The organism is Mycobacterium barrassiae, from assembly GCF_025822765.1.
Taxonomy (GTDB): Bacteria; Actinomycetota; Actinomycetes; order Mycobacteriales; family Mycobacteriaceae; genus Mycobacterium; species Mycobacterium barrassiae.
Genome location: NZ_JACKUK010000023.1, coordinates 715,142 through 735,346, shown reverse-complemented (window position 1 = coordinate 735,346; position 20,205 = coordinate 715,142). Strand labels below are relative to the sequence as shown.

Annotated in this window: 18 protein-coding genes; 8 read left to right on the top strand and 10 right to left on the bottom strand. The window is 65.3% G+C overall.

The genetic code is table 11. The features are described from left to right. Positions 1-3 precede the first annotated feature (3 nt). The gene (locus H7J93_RS13955) at positions 4-870 is read right to left on the bottom strand and encodes an amidohydrolase family protein (protein ID WP_267306855.1); all 867 of its coding nucleotides are present in this window, start codon (positions 868-870) and stop codon (positions 4-6) included. A gap of 247 nt (positions 871-1,117) precedes the next feature. Between H7J93_RS13955 and H7J93_RS13950 the strand changes: the two genes are divergently transcribed. Further along, positions 1,118-1,696, top strand: a complete 579-nt coding sequence (locus H7J93_RS13950; protein WP_267306854.1) for a TetR family transcriptional regulator — start codon at positions 1,118-1,120, stop codon at positions 1,694-1,696. Positions 1,697-1,713: 17 nt separating this feature from the next. On the opposite strand, the gene H7J93_RS13945 is transcribed toward H7J93_RS13950, so the two are convergent. After that, positions 1,714-2,598: an alpha/beta fold hydrolase gene (locus H7J93_RS13945; RefSeq protein ID WP_267306853.1), complete on the bottom strand. Its 885-nt coding sequence runs from the start codon at positions 2,596-2,598 to the stop codon at positions 1,714-1,716. Positions 2,599-2,749: 151 nt separating this feature from the next. Between H7J93_RS13945 and H7J93_RS13940 the strand changes: the two genes are divergently transcribed. Further along, the gene (locus H7J93_RS13940; RefSeq protein ID WP_267306852.1) at positions 2,750-3,484 is read left to right on the top strand and encodes a YwaF family protein; all 735 of its coding nucleotides are present in this window, start codon (positions 2,750-2,752) and stop codon (positions 3,482-3,484) included. Positions 3,485-3,493: 9 nt separating this feature from the next. Here the strand turns inward: H7J93_RS13940 and phoU are convergent, their stop codons facing one another. Then, the gene (gene phoU / locus H7J93_RS13935; RefSeq protein WP_267306851.1) at positions 3,494-4,135 is read right to left on the bottom strand and encodes a phosphate signaling complex protein PhoU; all 642 of its coding nucleotides are present in this window, start codon (positions 4,133-4,135) and stop codon (positions 3,494-3,496) included. A 100-nt stretch (positions 4,136-4,235) separates the two neighbouring features. Between phoU and H7J93_RS13930 the strand changes: the two genes are divergently transcribed. Then, positions 4,236-5,249, top strand: a complete 1,014-nt coding sequence (locus H7J93_RS13930; RefSeq protein ID WP_267306850.1) for an NAD-dependent epimerase/dehydratase family protein — start codon at positions 4,236-4,238, stop codon at positions 5,247-5,249. 57 nt (positions 5,250-5,306) lie between these two features. Here the strand turns inward: H7J93_RS13930 and H7J93_RS13925 are convergent, their stop codons facing one another. After that, positions 5,307-5,570 (bottom strand): hypothetical protein, encoded by a 264-nt coding sequence (locus H7J93_RS13925; RefSeq protein WP_267306849.1) that lies wholly within the window; start codon positions 5,568-5,570, stop codon positions 5,307-5,309. Positions 5,571-5,849: 279 nt separating this feature from the next. Here H7J93_RS13925 and H7J93_RS13920 point away from each other — a divergent pair, with 279 nt between their 5' ends. Continuing rightward, positions 5,850-8,705, top strand: a complete 2,856-nt coding sequence (locus H7J93_RS13920; RefSeq protein WP_267306848.1) for an MMPL/RND family transporter — start codon at positions 5,850-5,852, stop codon at positions 8,703-8,705. A gap of 49 nt (positions 8,706-8,754) precedes the next feature. Here H7J93_RS13920 and H7J93_RS13915 read toward each other — a convergent pair whose 3' ends face one another. Together H7J93_RS13915 and H7J93_RS13910 are read right to left on the bottom strand one after the other, a co-directional pair. Beyond that, complete coding sequence (locus H7J93_RS13915; RefSeq protein WP_267307007.1) at positions 8,755-9,624, bottom strand: alpha/beta fold hydrolase; 870 nt, start codon at positions 9,622-9,624, stop codon at positions 8,755-8,757. A 69-nt stretch (positions 9,625-9,693) separates the two neighbouring features. Next, positions 9,694-10,668, bottom strand: coding sequence for a hypothetical protein (locus tag H7J93_RS13910; RefSeq protein WP_267306847.1), 975 nt, complete (start codon positions 10,666-10,668; stop codon positions 9,694-9,696). A 122-nt stretch (positions 10,669-10,790) separates the two neighbouring features. On the opposite strand from H7J93_RS13910, the gene H7J93_RS13905 reads away from it, so the two are divergent. Continuing rightward, positions 10,791-11,684: an alpha/beta fold hydrolase gene (locus H7J93_RS13905; RefSeq protein ID WP_267306846.1), complete on the top strand. Its 894-nt coding sequence runs from the start codon at positions 10,791-10,793 to the stop codon at positions 11,682-11,684. 81 nt (positions 11,685-11,765) lie between these two features. Further along, positions 11,766-13,532 (top strand): alpha/beta hydrolase domain-containing protein, encoded by a 1,767-nt coding sequence (locus tag H7J93_RS13900; protein WP_267306845.1) that lies wholly within the window; start codon positions 11,766-11,768, stop codon positions 13,530-13,532. Between the two features lie 31 nt (positions 13,533-13,563). Here H7J93_RS13900 and H7J93_RS13895 read toward each other — a convergent pair whose 3' ends face one another. The 3 genes from H7J93_RS13895 to H7J93_RS13885 form a co-directional block, all read right to left on the bottom strand. Beyond that, positions 13,564-14,163: a dihydrofolate reductase family protein gene (locus H7J93_RS13895; protein ID WP_267306844.1), complete on the bottom strand. Its 600-nt coding sequence runs from the start codon at positions 14,161-14,163 to the stop codon at positions 13,564-13,566. Positions 14,164-14,310: 147 nt separating this feature from the next. Further along, the gene (locus H7J93_RS13890; RefSeq protein ID WP_267306843.1) at positions 14,311-17,571 is read right to left on the bottom strand and encodes an MMPL family transporter; all 3,261 of its coding nucleotides are present in this window, start codon (positions 17,569-17,571) and stop codon (positions 14,311-14,313) included. 85 nt (positions 17,572-17,656) lie between these two features. Continuing rightward, the gene (locus tag H7J93_RS13885) at positions 17,657-18,457 is read right to left on the bottom strand and encodes a SigB/SigF/SigG family RNA polymerase sigma factor (protein WP_267306842.1); all 801 of its coding nucleotides are present in this window, start codon (positions 18,455-18,457) and stop codon (positions 17,657-17,659) included. Positions 18,458-18,626: 169 nt separating this feature from the next. Here H7J93_RS13885 and H7J93_RS13880 point away from each other — a divergent pair, with 169 nt between their 5' ends. Together H7J93_RS13880 and H7J93_RS13875 are read left to right on the top strand one after the other, a co-directional pair. After that, positions 18,627-19,064 (top strand): VOC family protein, encoded by a 438-nt coding sequence (locus tag H7J93_RS13880; RefSeq protein ID WP_264073186.1) that lies wholly within the window; start codon positions 18,627-18,629, stop codon positions 19,062-19,064. A gap of 172 nt (positions 19,065-19,236) precedes the next feature. After that, positions 19,237-20,022, top strand: a complete 786-nt coding sequence (locus H7J93_RS13875) for an extracellular catalytic domain type 1 short-chain-length polyhydroxyalkanoate depolymerase (protein WP_267307006.1) — start codon at positions 19,237-19,239, stop codon at positions 20,020-20,022. On the opposite strand, the gene H7J93_RS13870 is transcribed toward H7J93_RS13875, so the two are convergent. Next, positions 20,023-20,178, bottom strand: a complete 156-nt coding sequence (locus H7J93_RS13870) for a hypothetical protein (protein WP_267306841.1) — start codon at positions 20,176-20,178, stop codon at positions 20,023-20,025. Positions 20,179-20,205 lie beyond the last annotated feature (27 nt).

Sequence of the window (20,205 nt, the reverse complement as noted above, 5' to 3'; positions counted from 1 at the left end):
CGATCAGTCCGTCAGGCCGAGGATGCGGGCGGCGTTGCCGTACAGGAACTTCGGCCACACCTCGTCCTTGAACGGCACGTTCGGCAGCTCGCTGAAGATCCGCTCGAGCGACAGGCCCATAGGGAAGTAGCCCGCATACAGCACCTTGTCGACACCGCGCGAGTTGGCGTAGTCGATGATGGCCTTCGGGTAGTACTTCGGGGCGAAAGCGGAGGTGGAGTAGTACAGGTTGGGCCACTTCAACATCAGCTTCACCGCGAGGTCCTCCCACGGCTCGCAGCCGTGGCGCGTGACGAACACCAGATCGGGGAAGTCGAACATCACGACATCGATGCGCGAGACCTCTTGCGGGGCAAAGGGCACCCGCGGACCGGGGATTCCGGCGCACACGAAGATCGGCAGACCCAGCTCGACGCAGGTGGCGTAGATCGGGTACATCTTCGGATCGTCGATCGCCACTTGCGGGAATGTGCCCGCCGGAAACACCGACGTGGCCCGTATCCCGTACTGCTCGTAGTCTCGGCGGATCCCGTTCACCGAGCCCATCACGTCGTTGGGGTCGAAGATCGCGCCCGAAGGAACGAAACGGTCCGGGAACGTCTTGAGTGCCTTGGCCGCACACTCCTCGGAAACACCGATCATGGCCTTCTCGATGCCGAACCGATCCATCTGTTGCAACACCAGCGACACCGGATCATCGGTGGGCAGTCCCTTCGGAACGTCTTTGAAGATGTACTCGACGGGGAAGTCGAAGCCCTCCTTGGACTCACGGTCCTTGGTCTGCCGTCGAATGAAGTCGTACTGGGCTGACCCCTCGTGCGGAAAGCCGATCATCGTGTCGATCACGGGGAGACCGACGGGTCCTGGCATTGATTCCTCCGATCGGCTCAACCGCGGCGAAAGTGCCACGGCTCTCGCTTCCATTTTGAAACAAGGTTCTATTTAGAGTCAAGCAGACGGAGCGCGCTTCACGAAATGGGGGGCCGCTAGCTGCTGATATGGGATATGATCGCGGCGAGCAGCTAGAACGACGTTATGAAATGCAGCGAGTGAAAGGCGCATCGTCATAGCCAGGATCGCGGAGCGCGTTGAGGGCGATGTCCTGTCGACAGCCGATATGACCAGCGCGCAGTTGGCGCGCCGGGCGAAGATCGTCGAGGCGGTCATCGCCCTGATCAACGAGGTCGGCGCCGATGCTGTTCAGATGCGCGACGTGGCTCAGCGGTCCGGGGTGGCGCTGGGCACCGTGTACCGGTACTTCAACTCGAAGGAACACCTGCTGGCCGCGGCGCTGGAGGATTGGCAGAAGCGGTTGACGCGTCGGGTCGTGGCGGCGAGCGGTGCCAAAGGTAGTGGGCCACTACCGGCGACACTTGACTACCTGCAGCGCGCGCAGCGCGCCTTCCACCGTCATCCGAACATGACCGCGTTGATGTTGCAGGCGATGACCTCCAAGGATCCCGAGATCAGGACGGGCATCGACCACATGGCCCGAACCAACGCCGAGCTGTTCGATCGTTTGCTCGAAGGCATTGAGCCAGAACGTGTCCCGAACGTGAGCTTCGGAGTGAATGCGGCGCTGTCGAGCGCGCTGGCGGCGGTGCTGACCGGGTCGTTGACGATTGATGAGGCTGTCGACCGAGTCGAATGGTTGGCGCGAACGCTGCTTGACGCCGCAACCGCGCCGCTGACATAGACCGTCCGGCGAGGAGGTCAGTGCACGGAGGCGATGGCCTCCTCGATGACGTCTGTCACCGCGTCGGGGTGGGAGATCAGCGTGAGGTGTGAGCCGCCGTCGAAGACCGTGACGTGCGAGTGCGCCCGTTCGGCCATGGCCTTCTCCGAAGTCGGGGTGATGATCTGGTCGCCGCTGCTGATGAAGTACCAGGAGGGGATCGTCTTCCACGCCGCCGCCTTCGACGGTGTTTCGAATGCAGCACTCGATGCCGCGCGCTGGGTCGCCCACAGGCGGGTCGCTTCATCGGTCGGCAGATCGTTGGCGAAGTTGTGCAGGAAGATGTCCTTCTTGAGGTAGAGGTCGACGGCTCCGGTGGGCGCGCCGGGGTAGGGGAGCTTGTCGAATAGTTCGCTTTCGGGCGTGTGCTTGAGCACCGAGTCCGAGCCACTCAGCGAGCCGTTGGTCTCGCCCACATCGGGCGCGGCGGCATCGACGTAGACGAGCGCCTTGACGTTCGGGATACCTGCTGCCGCATTGGTGATCACCGACCCGCCATAGGAATGGCCGACCAACACGATGGGCCCGCTGATCGACTTCAGGAAGTTCGAGACGTATTCGGCGTCGGTGGTGAGATTCTCCAGCGGATTGGCGATCGCCCGGACGTCGTGGCCCTTAATCTGCAACGCCGTGACTTCACCGTCCCAGCTGGACGCATCGGCCCACGCGCCGTGAACCAACACGACCGTGGGTTTCACCGCGTCCGGCGCCGGCGCCGTCGGCGCGCTGAGGGCAGACGTCCCCGACGCCGGTGTGTGCGGTTGTGGGGCGGCGCACGCGACGGCCACCATGGCGATGGCGGCGCCCACACCGACGAGCGCGCAAAGGCGCATCACCCAGCGGCGTGATCCGATGAAGTCCATGCCAATGAACCTCGTCGATCCCGGCGTCGGAGTCATCCAGGCTGTCGGGCGGTCGAGGTACCGGCTAGCTGCAAACCTGCGGAAGCGATCTGCGCCAAGTCGAGCCGTGACGCGCCTGAGGCAATAGGGTTTCTACAAAACAGGGGGCCCCATGGAGCTGATGGCAGCACAGCGGGAATTCACGGCCTACGGGCCGTCGCATCTGGTGGTCCTCACCGTGTTCGCGATCGGCGCGGCGCTGCTGATCTGGGGCGGACGACGGCAGACCGAATCGCAGGCCCGAATCTTCAGCCGGGCCTTTGCGATTGTCATCCTGGCGATGTTCCTGGTGGCGTTGACCTACAAACTGATCAAACCGGCCGCCGAGACATCGATTCCGTTGCAGCTGTGTGATGTCGCCGAACTCGTTGCGGTCTACGCGCTTTGGACCCAACGACATTGGGCGTTTGTGCTGACCTACTACTGGTGCCTGGTGCTCAGCTCGCAGGCATTGATCACACCGGACGTCGGCACACCGGAAGAAGGCTCACCGGACTTCCCGCACCACCTCTTCGTCACCTTCTTCGCGCTGCACGTGCTCGTCGTGTGGGCGGCCATCTACCTGACGTGGGGACGCGGGATGCGCCCAAGCTGGCGCGACTACCGCTTCGCGGTCATCGCCACGTTGGTGTGGGGCGCCTTCACGTTCACGTTCAACGCGATCGTCGGCACCAACTACGGCTATCTCAACGGCAAACCGCCCACCGCATCAGTGCTGGACTTCCTGGGGCCGTGGCCGGTGTACCTGCTCGTCGAGGTGGCCATCGTGCTCATCGTCTGGGCTTTGATCACGTGGCCGTGGGAACGGATACGGCGGCGGGCGCAGGAACGCCCAGCGACGGTCTGAGCGCAGCGCTCAGACCGATTCGCCGGTGGCCGAGAAGATGACCCGGCGACCGATCTCGACGGCGTGATCAGCGAACCGCTCGTAATAGCGGCCTAAAAGGGTGACATCCACGGCCGCGGCAACGCCGTGCCGCCACTCCCGGTTCATCAGTACCGAGAACAGGTGGCGGTGCAGGTTGTCCATATCGTCGTCGTCGTCGGCGAGTTGCTCTGCCCGGTGGGCATCCTTGGACAGCACCACCTGTTTGACGTTGCTTCCCATATCGACTGCGATACGGCCCATTTCGGTGAAGTAGCCGTTGACTTCCTCGGGGAGCACGTGTTCCGGGTGACGTCTACGGGTGAGCTTGGCGACGTGCAGCGCCAGCGCAGCCATCCGGTCGACGTCGGCGATGTTCTTCAAAGCGCTGACCACGGCGCGTAAATCCCCAGCGACCGGAGCCTGCAGAGCGAGTACTGTGAGCGCCTGCTCCTCGGTCTTGCGGGCTTTCTGCACGATGAGGTCGTGGTTGGTGATCACCTGCTCGGCCAGCACCAGATCGGCCTGAAGCAGCGCCTGGGTCGCGGATTCCATCGCCTCACCGGCGGCACCGCACATTTCGGCGATGCCGGCGATCAGGTCGTCGAGCTGCTGATGGAATGCGTTACGCACGGATAGAGCTTAGGTGGCGGCTGGTCGCCAAGAACACCCCCGACTCGCGCTCGCTAGCATCACTGCGTCGGAGCGGACGACCATCTGAGACAGGCGGACAATGGCATCGAAGAAACTCGTCATCGGCGCCAGCGGATTCCTGGGGTCACACGTCACGAAACAACTCGTCTCGCGTGGCGAGGACGTACGGGTGCTCATCCGCGACACCAGTTCGACGCGAGGTATCGACGGATTGGCCGTCGAGATCCACCGCGGCGACATCTTCGACGAGTCGAGTGTGCGAGCGGCGATGCACGGCTGCGACGTGGTGTACTACTGCGTCGTCGACGCGCGGCCGTGGTTACTCGACCCAACCCCGATGTGGCGCACCAACGTTGACGGATTGCGCGCGGTCCTCGACGTAGCCGTGCACGCCGACCTCGACCGCTTCGTCTTCACCAGTTCCATCGGGACCATCGGCCGCTCCACGGACGGCCTCGCCGACGAGGGCACCGCACACAACTGGCTCGACCTCGGAGGCGACTACATCCGCAGCCGAGTCGTCGCAGAGGAGATGGTGCTGCGCTACCACGCCGAGAAGGGCTTGCCCGCCGTCGCGATGTGCGTCTCGAACACCTACGGCCCGGGTGACTGGCTGCCGACCCCGCACGGCGGTCTGCTGTCGGCGGCTGTGCGCGGGAAGATGCCGTTCTACATCGACGGCTACGAAGCCGAGGTGGTCGGGATCAAGGACGCCGCCGACGCGATGATCCTCGCGGGGGAGCGGGGACGGCCCGGCGAGCGCTACATCGTCTCCGAACGGTTCATGAGCACCCGCGAGATCCACGAGATCGGCTGCCGGGCCGTCGGCGTCCCATCGCCGCGGCGGCGCATACCGATACGCCTGATGTCGGCTGTGAGTTATCCCAACAGTTGGCTGGCCCGACTCCGCCGACGCGACAGCCAGTTGACACCGCTGAACATCCGGCTCATGCACATCATGACGCCGCTCGATCACTCCAAGGCTGTCCGCGAACTCGGCTGGAATCCCTCGCCGACTCCAGAGGCGATCGTCGAGGCCGCCCGATTCTTCCGCGACCGTCATAAGCCACAGGTCGACGCCGCGTCCAGGTGACGCACACACCGAAGAGGGGCCGCAGGTGACTGCGGCCCCACCCGGTTACCCACCTATTCAGGGTTGCTTGGCATAGCGGAGCAGGAAGACGGCGGACACCCAACCCGATCCGACCGCGACGATGCCCCACCAGATGAGGGGGAAGATCAAGGTGGTGGCCAACCAGCCGAAGCTCGAGTACACCGCGGCCGAGTAGAAGAGCCAGAACACGCGGTAGATGGACCACAGCGCGGTCACGCCGGCCAGGATTCCGTAGACCAGGCTGAGCGTGCGGTCGACGTGGCTGACCTGGTCCTGGATGCGGGTGGGCACGATGTTCATTCTTGGGTTCCTTTCGCTTCTCTGGCGCCGCCGGGTTGGCGTCGTCACTGGGGCAAGTACAGCGACCCGAGGTGGCTACCGATCCCAACAACTGCCTGCCGGCGTGCAGCGCCGCTGCGGCTACCTGGAAAGATGCTGTGCCGGCCACGTCAGGCGGCTGCGGTAGCAATTGACAGGCGACAGTTTGACGGGCTACATATATGTCGATATACGTCGCGTTGTGCGAGTCGTGTGACGCCGCGGCTTCTTGTGGGCCAGTGAGGGGCCGATAGTCCGACGATGAGTTCTGTCACCACCGAGCGATCTAAGATCGCTCACGCCATCCGAGTGCTCGCCGTGCCGATCGTGCTCGGCTGGGTGGCGTTGACCGTCGTGACGAACCTCTTCGTGCCGTCCCTGGAAGCGGTGGGCGAGGCCAACAGCGTGTCGATGAACGCTCACGACGCACCGGCCTTCATCGCCATGCAGCGCATCGGTAAGAACTTCGAGGAGTTCGACTCCGACAGCAATGCCATGGTCATCCTCGAGGGCGAGCAGCCCCTCGGCGACGAGGCCCATCGCTATTACGACAACTTGATCAAGGCCTTCCGGGACGATCCCGAGCACATCGAGCACGTCGCGGACTTCTGGAGCGATCCGCTGACCGCGGCGGGCGCCCAGAGCAACGATGGCAAAGCCGCCTATGTCCAGCTCTACCTTCGCGGGAACATGGGCGAGACGCTGGCCAATGAGTCCATCGCCGTTGTGCGGGAGATCATCGAGAAGAACCCTCCTCCGCCAGGCGTGAAGGCGTTCGTGACCGGCGGCGCGGCGATGAACGCCGACCAGCGGGTCGCCGGCGACAAGGGCGCGGCCAAGGCCACCCTCGCGACGCTCGTCGTCATTTTCATCATGCTGCTGATCGTCTACCGCTCGATCGCCACGACGATCTTGATCCTGCTGATGGTGTTCATCGAGCTCGGGTCGTCCCGCGGCATCGTCGCGTTCCTCGGAGACATCGGCGTCATGGGGCTGTCCACGTTCGCCACCAGCCTGCTGACGCTCATCGCGATCGCGGCGGGCACCGACTACGCGATCTTTCTCATCGGCCGGTACCAGGAGGCCCGCGGCGCCGGCGAAGACCGGGAAACCGCCTACTACACGATGTTCCACGGCACTGCGCACGTGGTGCTGGGCTCGGGCCTGACCATCGCCGGTGCGCTGCTGTGTCTCAAGTTCACCCGCCTGCCGTGGTTCCAGACCATGGCGATCCCGTGCGCGGTGGGCATCTTTGTCGCGGTCATGGCCGCACTGACGCTCGGCCCCGCGGTGGTCGTCATCGGCGGCCGGTTCGGTCTGTTCGACCCCAAACGCGCGATCGCCTCCCGGGGTTGGCGTCGGATCGGTGTGGTCGTCGTGCGGTGGCCAGGCCCGATTCTGGTGGCCACGTGCGCTCTTGCGTTGGTCGGGTTACTCGCGCTGCCGGGCTACAAGACCGATTACGACGGACGCCACTTCATGCCGGATGACACTCCGGCGAACATCGGCTACGCCGCCGCCGACCGGCATTTCGACAGCGCCCGAATGAATCCCGAGCTGATGATGGTCGAAAGCGACCACGACCTGCGGAACTCGGCGGACTTCCTGGTGATCAACAAGATCGCCAAGGCGATCTTCCGAGTGCCAGGCATCGCGCGGGTACAGACGATCACCCGTCCCGACGGCAAGCCCATCGACCACACGACCATTCCGTTCCTGCTGAGCATGCAGGGCACGACGAACCAGCTGAACCAGAAGTACAACCAGGACCGGATGGCCGACATGCTGGTTCAGGCCGACGCCATGCAGAAGAACATCGAAACGCTCACGCGGATGTCGGAGCTGACGCAGCAGATGGCGGACATCACGCACAGCATGGTCGCCAAGACCAAGGCGATGACCGTCGACGTCGCGGCGCTGCGTGACAATATTTCTAACTTCGATGACTTCTTCCGGCCGATGCGGAATTACCTCTACTGGGAACCGCACTGCTTCAACATCCCGGTCTGCTATTCGATCCGGTCGATCTTCGACACCCTCGACGGCGTCGACATCATGACCGCCGACATCGAGGCCCTGCTGCCCGATCTCGAACATCTCGATTCGCTGATGCCGCAACTGGTCGCGCTGATGCCCGCGCAGATCCAGACCATGAAGACCATGAAGACGATGATGCTGACGATGTATGCCTCGCAGAAGGGCATGCAGGATCAGATGGCGGCGCAGCAGGAGAACTCGTCCGCGATGGGCGACGCCTTCGACGAATCGATGAACGACGACTCGTTCTATCTGCCGCCGGAAGTGTTCGAGAACGAGGACTTCAAACGCGGCATCAAGAACTTCATCTCACCCGACGGCAAGTCGGTGCGCTTCATCATCGAGCACGAGGGCGATCCGGCGAGCCCAGAAGGTATTGCCCGGATCAACGCGATCAAGCAGGCGGCCAAAGAAGCCATCAAGGGCACGCCACTCGAAGGATCCACCATCTATCTGGGTGGTACCGCAGCGACCTACAAGGACATGCACGACGGGTCCAACTTCGACCTGATCATCGCCGGGATGTCCGCTGCCACACTGATTTTCATCATCATGCTGCTCATTACGCGAAGCGTCGTGGCGGCAGCGGTCATCGTCGGCACGGTGCTGCTGTCGCTGGGCACCTCCTTCGGGCTTTCGGTGCTCGTCTGGCAACACATTCTCGGCATTCGTCTGCACTGGATCGTGCTGGTGATGTCCGTGATCCTGTTGCTGGCAGTCGGTTCCGACTACAACCTGCTGCTCGTGTCCCGGTTCAAGGAAGAACTTCATCACGGGCTCAAGACGGCCATCATCCGCGCGATGGCGGGATCCGGATCCGTGGTGACGTCGGCGGGCCTGGTCTTCGCCGCGACGATGGCGTCGTTCGTGTTCGGCGATCTGCTCAGCATCGCGCAAGTCGGCAGCACCATCGCACTGGGTCTCCTCTTCGACACGTTGATCGTGCGGTCGTTCATGACGCCTTCGATCGCGGCGCTGATGGGCCGGTGGTTCTGGTGGCCGCAGCGGGTGCAGACGCCCGCGTCCAGACGTCGGATGCAGAAGGTCTTCGGCGACCGCGACGAGCACCAGCCGGCCTAACTTACTTTTCGCCGAAACTGCTTAGAGATCGCCGCGATTTTCGCGAGCTCTACGCAGTCTCGGCGTGCCGGTCGAGGAACTGCATGACGGCTCCGGCGAAGTGGTCGTTGCGGTCGCCGGCGACCATGTGGCCGGCGCCGCCCACGTCGACGAATTCGACGGCGGGGAATCTGGCGAGGAACTCGTCGGCTCGTTCCTGAGTGACGAGGTCGCTCATCTGGCCGCGCACCAGCAGCATCGGAATGCCCGAGTCGAGGATCGCCTGGACGGCTTTGTGCATGCGATCGACCTCGGTCACCTCGATCGGCGGCAGCGCCGACGTGCCGTCGATGAACTTCGGGTCCCAGTGCCAGTACCAGCGACCGTCCCGGTGACGCAGGTTCGCGCGAAGACCGTCCAGATCGGAGGGCCGCGGACGGTGAGGGTTGTACTCCTGAATCATGTCGGCGACTTCGTCCAGGGAATCGAAACCCGACTTCATCCGGTCGTACATGAAGTTGTGTATCCGCGACGCGCCCGACTCATCAATGTCGGGAACGATGTCGACGAGTACCACTGCGCGCGCCGTCCCCGGCACGAGTTCGCCCTCGAGCAGCATCGAGGTGAAGCCGCCGAGCGAGGCGCCGACCAACACCGGCTTCGGCGGAAGCTCACGCAGCACCTCGAGCACATCGCGGGCGAAGGAAGTGACGCGATAGTCCCCGTCGGCGGACCAGTCGGACTCGCCGTGGCCACGGAAGTCGAGGGTGATCGCCTGCCAGCCGCGCGCGGCCACGGCGGCGGCGGCGCGGCCCCATGACCTGCGGGTCTGGCCGCCCCCGTGCAGGAACACCACCGCAGGCGCGGCAGGGTCGCCGATCCGGTCGCCGACGATCTGAACGCCGCCCTGGCCGCGAGTGGTGAACGCCTCAGGTGCCATCGTCACCATGTTTTCTTAGCTCGGATGCATTCAATCCGGGCCGACATTGGGGAATTCCGTCCCTTCCCGTCACTCGAGGAAGCCGTTGGTGACGAACTTGTGGTCACCGATCCGACAGGTCACGGCGCCCTGATAGGTCGAACCGCATGCCGCGGGCCCGTTCTCCAGGCGTTCACCGGCGGGCAGTGCGTCGACATCGCGCGTGAACGTGGCGGTCTCGGAGTGGACGTAGCGGGCGCCGCTCGCGTCGACGATGGTCTGGTTGGTTCCCTCGGGCGCACTGTCCGGCACGAAGTCGCAGCCGGCCAGGCCGCCACCCGGCGCGATCCCACAGGAGTAGGAGTCGACGCCGGCCTTTTCCGTCGGGGTCCGGAAGTAGACCCACCCGGGATCGGTCGGCGTGGTGAAGTGTCCGCGGGCCAGCGGCCACTGGTCGAGACCGTTGGCCGGCGGCGGGATGTCGGGCAGCGGCGAACCGGTGGCGATGGCGAGAATGCGGGTGTAGGCGTCCCGTGCGGCCAGCGCACCGTAGTTGCTCGATGGTGGCCCCGGCGGCGCCTTGACGTAGCCGACGACGACCGTCTGGCCCGCGCCGTAGGCGTAACCCGTGGGACCGCCCGGCACGTTGATGTACTGCACCGGCTTGCCGTCAAGGGTGACGTCGCCGCCGCGGGCGTCTGGCCCGAGACGCGAGAACAGCCCGTCCACGTAACCTTCGCCGTCTTCGAGCGTCGCCACGAGCACATCGAGGATGACCATGTCCGGGGACATGCCGGTGTCGGTGACCCGGCCTGCGGTCGGCGTCGAGGACTGCGCGTCGACGTCGTCGAATCCGGCTCCCATGTCCGCGGGGCAGATGGGAACGACGTTCAAGTCGTTGGGCAGCCCCTCGAACGCAGCTGAGAACGCCGTCGTCTGTGTGTCGCAATCCTGGCCGGCGGCCGGGGCTGCGGACCACAGCGCGAGCACCGTGGCGGCGGCAGCGAGCACCACGCCTACCCGCCTGATCCGGCCTCTTTTCCCTTGCAGGTGCGTCACCGCCATCGTCGTAGCGTCGCACACCCGCACCAGACCAAAGGCGGAGTTTCCGCAGGTCTGACGGGTGCGTTAAGAAATTTCCAAGTAGGGCTCCGCACCCTCCCTCCATACCAGGAAGGAGGAGACCAATGAGAGCAGTGAGTGACTCGGCCACCGAGCCGACGATGAACCTTCGCAAGTTGACCTTGCACGGCAACCGGGTGGCGTACCTCGACGAGGGCGAAGGCGACGTGCTTTTGCTGATCCACGGCATCGGCGGAAGTTCGCACTGCTGGCGCAACGTCGTGGACACACTCGCGTTGCGGTACCGCGTCATCGCCGTTGATCTCCTCGGCCACGGACAGTCCGACAAGCCGCGCAGCGACTACTCGCTGGGTGCGTTCGCGGTCTGGCTGCGTGACTTCCTCGACGCCCTCAACGTCCGCGAGGCCACGGTCGTCGGCCACTCGTTCGGCGGTGGGGTGGCCCTGCAGTTCGCCCATCAGCACAAGGAATACTGCCGACGGCTGGTCCTGGTCAGCAGCGGCGGACTCGGTCCCGACCTGGGGCTGCTGCTGCGGATGTTGTCGCTGCCCGGTGCCGAACTCGTGCTTCCGCTGATCGGCTCCCGGCCGGCGGTCAAAGTCGGTGCCGCGCTTCGCAAGCGTGCACTGTCCTCGGGTCGCGAGGCCACCCGCTACAGCGAGACATTGCGCGCTCAGGTTTCGTTGTCCGACAGGCAGGGCAGGGCCGCGTTCCTGCGGACGCTTCGATCGGTCGTCGACCACCGTGGCCAAGCGGTCAGCGCGATGGACCGACTGCCGACCGACCTCCCGACGCTGATCATCTTCGGCGACCAAGACCGTTGTATCCCTGCCGCCCACGCACATTCGGCGCACCAGGCAATTCCCGGCAGCATGCTCCACGTCATTCCAGGTGCGGGTCATCAGCCTCAGGTGGAATGCCCCGACACCGTGATCGCCGCCCTGGACGAGTTCATCGACTCCACCACCGGCACACGCCGATTCCACGCAGTCGCCTGACACCGAATTCCGTCGTTAAGAAACTTCCAAGCCCCTACCCGCAAATTCCTACCCAACAACCATCGAACCGAAGGAGTGGAAATGACCGTCGAGTCAGTTCACGTCAAAACGGTTTATCCCCACTCTGACAACCGTTACGAGTGGGTAGAGGCGACGGTCGATTTCGCCGTCGATCCCGAGTTGCTTGCCAACGAGCGCATCGTCGACCTCGAGCTCGCACCTCGCGACGACGACAGCCTGGTGCGGTTCGACGCCGACCTGAAACTTCTTCGTCCGGTCGACGGGGGCAACGGCAAGCTGCTCTTCGTCGTACCGAATCGCGGCGTACCGACCCTTGCGCCGTGGCTGAAGAACGACTTCCTGCTCAACCGCGGCTACACCATCGCGTCGTGTGGTTGGCAGTGGGATGTGCAGCGCGGGCCGGCAATCCTTGGCATGTCCGTCCCTCACGCCGACGTGCCGCCGGGATTCATGCGCCTGGAATGGCGATCGGACAGCGCCAGCGCGGACCACCCGCTCAGCTTCACGGTGCCCGAGATCGACGCACTGCCCGCCGGCGCCGAGGCGTTGTTCACCTTCACCGACTACCCGACCGTTGACGTCGACGACCCCGACGCCGTGCTGAGCGTGCGCACCTCGCCGGACGCCGAGCCCACCGTCATCCCAAGGGACCGTTGGCGATTCACCGACGAGACGCATCTGGAACTCGACGGCGGCTTCAGGCCCTTCCACTGGTACGAGCTGGTGTACCGGACGGCGCGGACCCCCGTCGTCGGCTGCGGCATGCTGGCCATCCGCGACATCGTGGCGCATCTTCGAAGTGACGGCATCGAGCACGCCTTCGCCTATGGAGTCTCACAGGCCGGACGGCTCCTGCGCCAGTTCCTCGCCGACGGACTCAACATCGATGAGACCGGCATGGCCGTCTTCGACGGCGTCTTCAGCGAGTCCGCCAGTGCGGCCACCGGTGAGTTCAACCACCGGTATGCGCAGCCCTCGGTGGCTCAGGTCAACGGTTTCGGAAATGTGGCGCCTTTCGCGGCCGCCGAACTGCTTGCGCGGCAACGTCAATTGGGCGGTGTGCCGAAGACGATCTTCACCAACAGTGCGACAGAGTACTGGCAGAGCGGCGGCGCACTGCTGCACGTCGACCCGGTCACGGGTGCGGACTTGCCCGAGGATCCCGATGTCCGCACGTACCTGTTGGCCAGCACCGACCACTTCGGGAGCAGCAAGCTCAAGGAGGCGTTCCCGACGGCCAACCCGGTGCACCGCCTCGACGTCACGCCCGTGAACCGGGCCCTGTTCGCGGCGCTCGAGGACTGGGTCTGCGAAGGTGTCGAGCCTCCGCCGAGCAAGGTGCCGCGGACCAGCGACGGCACGGCGGTGGCCCGCAAGGAAGTCCTGTCGCTGTTCAGCCACATCGCGGCCCCCGATCCGTCGGCGCTTCCGTACACGCGGGACATCGACCTGGGCCCCGATGCCGATCGTGGAATCGGCCGCTGGCCGATCAAACTGGGCGCGCCGTACGTCGACCTGGTGTCGGCGGTCGACGAAGACGGTAACGAGGTGGCCGGCATCCGGCTGCCCTCGGTCGCCGCGCCGTTGGCCGCATACACGGGGTGGAACCCGCGCCGCCACATCGACGAGTTGCCCGATGTCCTCTATGAGCGGGTCGGCAGCAAGGTGGCATTCCCGCCGGGACGTCCGTCGGTCACCGACCGGTATCCGTCCCGTGAGGACTACGTCGCCGCAGCGCGACGTGCGGCCGAATCGCTTGTTGCCGAGCGGTTTCTGCTCGCCGAAGAACTCGACGTCGTCGTTCAGAAGGCGGCCGCCGACTACTGACACACCCCCTATGCACAGCGGCCGGGCAGCCTCAGCCCCGGCCGCTGTGCGCTGTGTGCAGGGTGGGCCGGTAGACGAGTTCCTGGATGTCGCCGTCGAGCGTTCGGCTTTCGATCAGCTCGAGGTCGAAGTCGGCGGCGCCGGCAAGGATCGGATCATCACCGGTCTGACCGGTGATCACCGGGAAGACCGTGACCTGAAGGCGGTCGACCAGGCCGGCAGCCATCAGCGCACGGTTCATCGACAGGCTGCCGTGTGACCGCAACGGGACCTGCGACTCTTCCTTGAGTCGGGCGACGACGTCGACGGCATCACCGCTCACGACCGTCGCGTGGGGCCAGTCGAGGGGCGCCTCCAAGGTCGACGACACCACGATGGTCGGTAGGTGCCGCATCCGGGTGACCCAGGGATCGCGTACGTCTGACTCCTCGGTGCTCTCGGCCACCATCTGCGCGAACAACCGATACGTATTGGCACCGAACACCATTCGTTGATCCTGGTCGTACAGCGAGAGACGATGGTCGAGCAGTTCGGGGCCCTGCTTGCCCCAGTAGCCGCCCCAGTCCCCGCCGTTGACGCCGCCGAACCCGTCCAGGCTGGAGAAGACGTCGAAGGTGTACGTGGCGGTCATGAGGCTCCCCTGAAGTGCGGTTGATGGTGTGTCGGAGATAGAGACCAGCCGCGGCGGCGAAACTCATCGTCGAGAGTGCACTCATGGCTGTTGTGAGGCGGCGACAACAACCGTGAGTGCACTCTCGCGGGTAGGAGCCGTTGGGTGCTAGGCCGATATCGCGGGGGCGTACACGGGTGTCAGCCGGCGCGTACGCTCGTCGGCCGACTCGACATGAAGGGTCCGCCCACCGACGCGCACCGACGCGCCGGCCCGGAAGACCACCGGCTGCCACGGCACAAGGCGCGTCCAGATCTGCTGACCCGGTTCGCGCATCAGCACGCCGTTGGTCGAGTTGCGGTCGAGGACCACCAGTTCGCCGTCGACGATGCGAATCTCCATGTGGGCGCGAGACATCAGGCCCGAGCTGTCGTCGATGCGCAGCGGCCGAAGACCTTCGCGCGCGGCACTCGAACCGTGTGGGTCCCGGCCGATGACGCAGTCACGGTCGATCCGCAGCCGGGAATTGTCATCGAGGACCACCCACTGGGTGGGCACCGAGAACTCCTGCGTCGGCTTGGTCGAGAGGGGACTCGAGGAGGGACCCGAGAAGGGAGTCGCGACCGGTGCCGGCCCCGCGGGCGCAGGGGCAGGCGCGGCGTCCGTCGACCACACCACCGCACCCCGGCCGTGCACGACGCCATCGGCGAGCGCGTAGGCGTCGTTGCGATGCGGCGGCGCCACGGCGGGCCGCTTACCGAGCTCGTCGACGCTGACCACCGCCGCGACGCCGGGGACCTGAACGGAACGGTGCAGGCAGCGGTTGCGTCCTTCGATCTGGGTGACGCTTGTGCCGTTGTCGAGCGTCACGGTCACCCCGCCGCACAGGAAGATCTCCAGGCCTTTGGCCGTCGGAATCACGACGCCGACCTCTGCCAGATCTCGGCTCCACGTGGTGCTGCGGGTGAGCTGCGAGAACGCATACGCCAACATCTCGGGCTCGGTCCGCCGCACGATCTCGACGAGATGCGACATCTGCTGCGCGGCCATGGCCTGCTGGGACAACGAACTGCGGTTGGCGACCACGATCACGGTGCCGTTCACGTTCGCCACCAGGTGCTGTCCGGACACCACCTGGACCCGCCCCGCCAGCTCGGCGCGCTTGACGGCCAGGGTGCGGAGCAGCTCTGCGGGCAGCGCGTCCGCGGTGCGGTGCGGCACCTCCGACGTCACCTCATCGACGGCGAACGACAGCGCTTCGCTGATACCGATACGGGAGTGCAGCCACCGCAATGGTTTCGGCGCCCACCAGTTGAGTTCGCCTGCGACGCGCAGGAATGCCGGCACGACGACTCCGCGAATGATGGTCGCGTCGATTACGACGGCCAGCGCCGTGCCGATGCCGAACATCTTCATGAACGACATGCCGTTGGCGAACGACACCAGCGTGATTGTCAGCAGAAGCGCTGCGCTGGTGACGATCCGGCCGACCCGACCGAGTCCGACGACGATCGCTTCGTTGTTCGACATCCCCGAGTCGCGGGCTTCCTTTATCCGGCTCAGCAGGAAGATCTCATAGTCGACGGAAAGGCTGAATGCGATGGCGCAGAGCAGAACTACCATCGACAGGTTCAGCGGCGCCGGGGTGAATCCCAGCAGCGATGACAGGTGCCCGTCCTGGAAGATCCACACCATGACGCCGAGGACGCCGGACAGCACCAGCAGGTTCAGCAGCAGCGCCTTCATGGGCACGACGACGCTGCCGGTGAACAGAAACAGCAGGATGAAGGTGAAGACCGCGATCAATCCGATCGCCCACGGCAGCCGCTCGGCGATGGCGTGCCTGCTGTCGAGGAGCGTGGCGGTCGGTCCGCCCACCTCGACCCGCTTGTCGGTGATCTTCGCGCGGATGTCGTGCACGAGGTGTTCAGCGATTTCCGAATCCGCATCCACCGCAAGGTAAGCCAGCGCGTAGGCGGCGCCGTTGGCCTCGCCCGGCGGCGCGGGGGCGACACGTGCGCCTCGTTCGAACCGTCCGATCGAACCGTCCACCAGAACCACGTCGTCCATACCGGACACTTCGGCGGCGAGGGCATCCAGCGAGGCTGCGTCGTTCTGCGTCACCAACGTGATCGCCTGCGACGGGTCGAGGGGGTAGTCGCGCTGCAGCGACTCGGCCACCTGGCGCGCGTTGGAGTCGGTGGGCAGCGCGCGCTCATCGGGGTTGGTGAATTGCACCTTCAGGAACGGGACTCCGAGGGCGATGAGCACCACGACGACCGGCAGGGCATACGTGAGCGGTTTCTGGATGACCTTTTCCGCGAACCGCCGCCAGAACATGGAATCGGCCGACGGCGGAGTCTTGCGCTTGATGATGGCCAGCGAGTCGATGCGCGTCCCCAGCATGGCGAGCATCGCGGGCAGCACGACGATGGCGCTCAATGCAGACAAAACGACGGTCGCGCTCGCGGCGATGCCCACCGACCGTAGGAAGTACGTGGGAAACACCAGCAGCGACATCATGGCCAGGGTGACCGTCGCGGCGCTGAAGATGATCGTGCGGCCGGCGGTGGCGACCGTCGCGATGATCGCCGCCTGGTGATCCTTGCCGCTGGCGCGCTCCTCCCGGAACCGCGACACCATCAGCAGGCCGAAGTCGATGGACAAGCCGAGACCGAAGGCCGTGGCGACCGTCAGCGCATGCGTCGACACCTCGGTGACCGTGGTCATCAGCACGAGTACGAGCAGCGTGGTGACGATCGAGGTGATACCGACGGCGATCGGCAGAAATGCGGCGATGAGCCCGCCGAAAACGATGACCAGCACTGCCAACGAGACCGGCAATGCGATGCTTTCGCTGATCTTGATGTCGTTCTTGACCTTGGCGCGGATCTCCTGCTGGACGCCGAGGGTGCCGCCGGCGCGCACCTCGACATTCGGGTTGTCGGGCAGTCCGGCGATCAACTCCTTCGCGGTGTCGGCGGCCTCATCCGCGGTGCCGCTGACGTGAACGAGGATCAGACCGGAGCGACCGTCGCGGCTGCGCAGGTCGGTGGCCGACTTGTCGGTGAACGAACGCGTCACCTTCGCGTCCGGCTCCGCCTTGATCTGGTCCGTCACCTGACCGGCGACATCGAGCGACTGGGGGTCGTCGATGGTGCCTTCCCGCGGCAGCAGTTGGATGACCAGGTTCGCGGTCGTGCCGAAGTTCTGGTCCATGACCTCGGCCGCGTGCGTCGACTCCGATGACGGGGCGTTGTAGCCGCCCACGGCGAGCTTGTCGGAGACCCCGCCGCCGATGACGATGCTGACGCCGAGCAGAACCACCACAGCGCCGAGCACCAGCTTGGGGGACCGCACGGTGAATGCGGCCAAGCGCGTCAAGATGCCGCTACGCATCAGCTTCACCAGCAACCCGACAAAAGACATGCAAGAAGGGTGCGGTGCGGACCTTGGCACTTTCTAAAGGCCGGCGCGGCCCCGCGTCGAGGCTGGTCGGGCGGGGTTTAGGAGATCAGGCGGACACCAGTTCGCGGGCGTCGGCTCGCTCCGGTTCGCGGACCTGCTCCCGCAGGGTGTTGAGGGCCTTGGCGATGAGCCGCGACACGTGCATCTGTGAGTAGCCCATCCGCTCGGCGATCTGCGTCTGGGTCAGGTTCTCGAAGAACCGCAGCGTCAACACGGTCTGCTCGCGATCCGGCAGGGCGGCGATCAGCGGACGCACCGTCTCGAGGTCGACGACCTTGTCCAGGTTGGGGTCGACATCGCCGATCGTGTCGCCGATGGCCCGATACTCGGCGTCCGGCCCGGCCTGCACGTCGGTCGACAGCGTGGTGTAGTTGCTGCTCGCAATCGTCGCTTCGATCACCGATTCCCGTTCGATGCCAAGGTGTTTCGCGATCTCGGAGGGCGTCGGCGCGCGGCCGAGCTCTTGTGACAGTTCGCCGCGGGCCCTGACCATCTGGCTCTGAAGATCTTTCAGCCGGCGCGGCACCTTCACCGCCCAGCCGTAGTCACGGAAATGGCGGCGCACCTCGCCCATCATCGTCGGCACAGCGAACGCCAGGAAATCGGAGCCGTTCTCGGGGTCGAAGCGGTTGACGGCGTTGACCAGGCCCACGCGGGCCGCCTGGATGAGATCGTCGACCGGCTCGCCACGGTTTCGGAAGCGCCGTGCGATGTGATTGGCGAGCGGAAGACCTCGCTCGATGATGGCGTCGCGTTGACGCCGGTACGCCGGGGAACCTTCATCGAGGGTCGCCAAATGGCGGAACATCTCGGTGAGGTCGGCGTACTCAGAAGTCGGTTCAGACATGAAGCCCCTATCCGGTACTGCGTAGTGCATGACGCGGCTCGGATCTGAACCTCTCGTGGTCCGGGCTATACCCCCCGGACGACGTCCTGAAACCCACCGTACACGGCGTGAGACGCAGAATCCGCCCAATGACGCGGGGCGGGTGGCAGTTTCTGATATGACCGACGTTATGCAGCCAGATCAAAGCGGACCGGTAGGAATCACCGGAATCCACCACGTCTCCATCACCGTCACCGACCTGGAGACCAGCCTGGCCTGGTATGAGCGCCTGCTCGGCGCCGACCGGGTTCCGATGAAATTCCCGCATTACGGATGTGAGGACACCGGCTACGGCGAACTGCTCGTCGAACCGCGCTCGGGCGTCGTGATCGGCCTGCACACCAACACCGGCAACGACGGGCAGCCGTTCGACGAGGCGCGTACAGGGCTGGACCACCTCGCGCTGAACGTCGCCACGCGCGCCGATCTCGAGGCGTGGACGGCCCGGCTCGATGAACTCGGCATCGAGCATTCCGGCATCAGGGCGGGGGATCAGCCGTTCCCCTTCGCGACGGTGGTGTTCCGCGACCCCGACAACATCCAGCTGGAGCTTTTCGCGGTCGGATGATCCGGGCGGTCGAGCAGCACATTTTGCCGTAACGCGGTTTTGAATCGGGCTGCGCGGCAACAATGCGATCCGTACGACTGTCGGTCCACAACCGGGGGAGCCAGCTTTGCGGATTTTCGGGCGCGCGACGGCGCTGATCGCCCTTCTCGTGGGCTTCGTCGCCTATAGCGCGGTGCCGGCTTCGGCGGTCCCTGGCGGCGACTTTCCCGACGCTCTGACGTTCGGCGGCGTGCAGCGCACCTACCTGGTCCACGTACCGCCGGGTCTCGAACACCCGAACGGGCTCGTGATCAACCTGCACGGCTCCGGGATGACCGGGGGCGCACAGGCCGCGGCGACGAACTACAACGCCGTTGCCGATGCGCACGGATTTGTCGTCGCCTATCCCGAAGGCATCGACCTCAGCTGGGCCGATGGGCGCGGCGCTTCGATACCCGACCGTCAGGGGGTCGACGACGTGGGCTTCCTCGTCGCGGTCGCCGAACGGCTCACGCGCGACTTCGGCATCGCCCCCGGCCGGGTCTTCGCCACCGGAATCTCGGCGGGCGGATTCATGGCCAACCGGTTGGCCTGTGATCGCGCCGACGTCTTCGCCGCCGTCGCCTCGGTGGCGGCGACGCTGGGCTCCTCGCTGCCGTGCAACCCGTCGCAACCGGTATCCGTCCTGATGATCCACGGGACGGCGGACCCCGTCGTGCCGTTCAACGGTGGAGCGATGGTGGGCCGAGGCGGGGCGAGCGACATCGTGGCAGCTCCGGCGATGGCCCAGCGGTGGCGCGATATCGACGGCTGCCCGGCGCCCGTCGAGGATTCCCCGATGCCCGGCGTCACCCGGTTCACGGCCGCCGGCTGCGCCAACGGCACCGAGGTCTCGCTCATCCAGATCGACGGCGGCGGGCACACCTGGCTGGACGCCTCGAACGCCAGCGCCCAATTCTTCGCCACGCACGGTAGGTGACTAGGTTTCGTCGGCGACCTGATCCTTCGTCTGATGCCCGCCAGGGGCTTCGGGATCGTCGTTCTGATGGTCGAGCTTGTCCTGCATCTCGCGCTGCTCGTCGGTCGCCTTGGTGGCGTCCTTGGGCGTCGACGGCGGATCGTTCGTAGGCTCCATGCGTCGAGGTTCGCCCGCCCGCCCAGT

Bases quoted from the DNA above. Each gene is read 5' to 3' on its own strand.
- H7J93_RS13955 (WP_267306855.1), bottom strand. From the start codon at position 870: ATGCCAGGACCCGTCGGTCTCCCCGTGATCGACACGATGATCGGCTTT.
- H7J93_RS13950 (WP_267306854.1), top strand. From the start codon at position 1,118: ATGACCAGCGCGCAGTTGGCGCGCCGGGCGAAGATCGTCGAGGCGGTC.
- H7J93_RS13945 (WP_267306853.1), bottom strand. From the start codon at position 2,598: ATGGACTTCATCGGATCACGCCGCTGGGTGATGCGCCTTTGCGCGCTC.
- H7J93_RS13940 (WP_267306852.1), top strand. From the start codon at position 2,750: ATGGAGCTGATGGCAGCACAGCGGGAATTCACGGCCTACGGGCCGTCG.
- H7J93_RS13930 (WP_267306850.1), top strand. From the start codon at position 4,236: ATGGCATCGAAGAAACTCGTCATCGGCGCCAGCGGATTCCTGGGGTCA.
- H7J93_RS13925 (WP_267306849.1), bottom strand. From the start codon at position 5,570: ATGAACATCGTGCCCACCCGCATCCAGGACCAGGTCAGCCACGTCGAC.
- H7J93_RS13920 (WP_267306848.1), top strand. From the start codon at position 5,850: ATGAGTTCTGTCACCACCGAGCGATCTAAGATCGCTCACGCCATCCGA.
- H7J93_RS13915 (WP_267307007.1), bottom strand. From the start codon at position 9,624: ATGGCACCTGAGGCGTTCACCACTCGCGGCCAGGGCGGCGTTCAGATC.
- H7J93_RS13910 (WP_267306847.1), bottom strand. From the start codon at position 10,668: ATGGCGGTGACGCACCTGCAAGGGAAAAGAGGCCGGATCAGGCGGGTA.
- H7J93_RS13905 (WP_267306846.1), top strand. From the start codon at position 10,791: ATGAGAGCAGTGAGTGACTCGGCCACCGAGCCGACGATGAACCTTCGC.
- H7J93_RS13900 (WP_267306845.1), top strand. From the start codon at position 11,766: ATGACCGTCGAGTCAGTTCACGTCAAAACGGTTTATCCCCACTCTGAC.
- H7J93_RS13895 (WP_267306844.1), bottom strand. From the start codon at position 14,163: ATGACCGCCACGTACACCTTCGACGTCTTCTCCAGCCTGGACGGGTTC.
- H7J93_RS13890 (WP_267306843.1), bottom strand. From the start codon at position 17,571: ATGTCTTTTGTCGGGTTGCTGGTGAAGCTGATGCGTAGCGGCATCTTG.
- H7J93_RS13885 (WP_267306842.1), bottom strand. From the start codon at position 18,457: ATGTCTGAACCGACTTCTGAGTACGCCGACCTCACCGAGATGTTCCGC.
- H7J93_RS13880 (WP_264073186.1), top strand. From the start codon at position 18,627: ATGCAGCCAGATCAAAGCGGACCGGTAGGAATCACCGGAATCCACCAC.
- H7J93_RS13870 (WP_267306841.1), bottom strand. From the start codon at position 20,178: ATGGAGCCTACGAACGATCCGCCGTCGACGCCCAAGGACGCCACCAAG.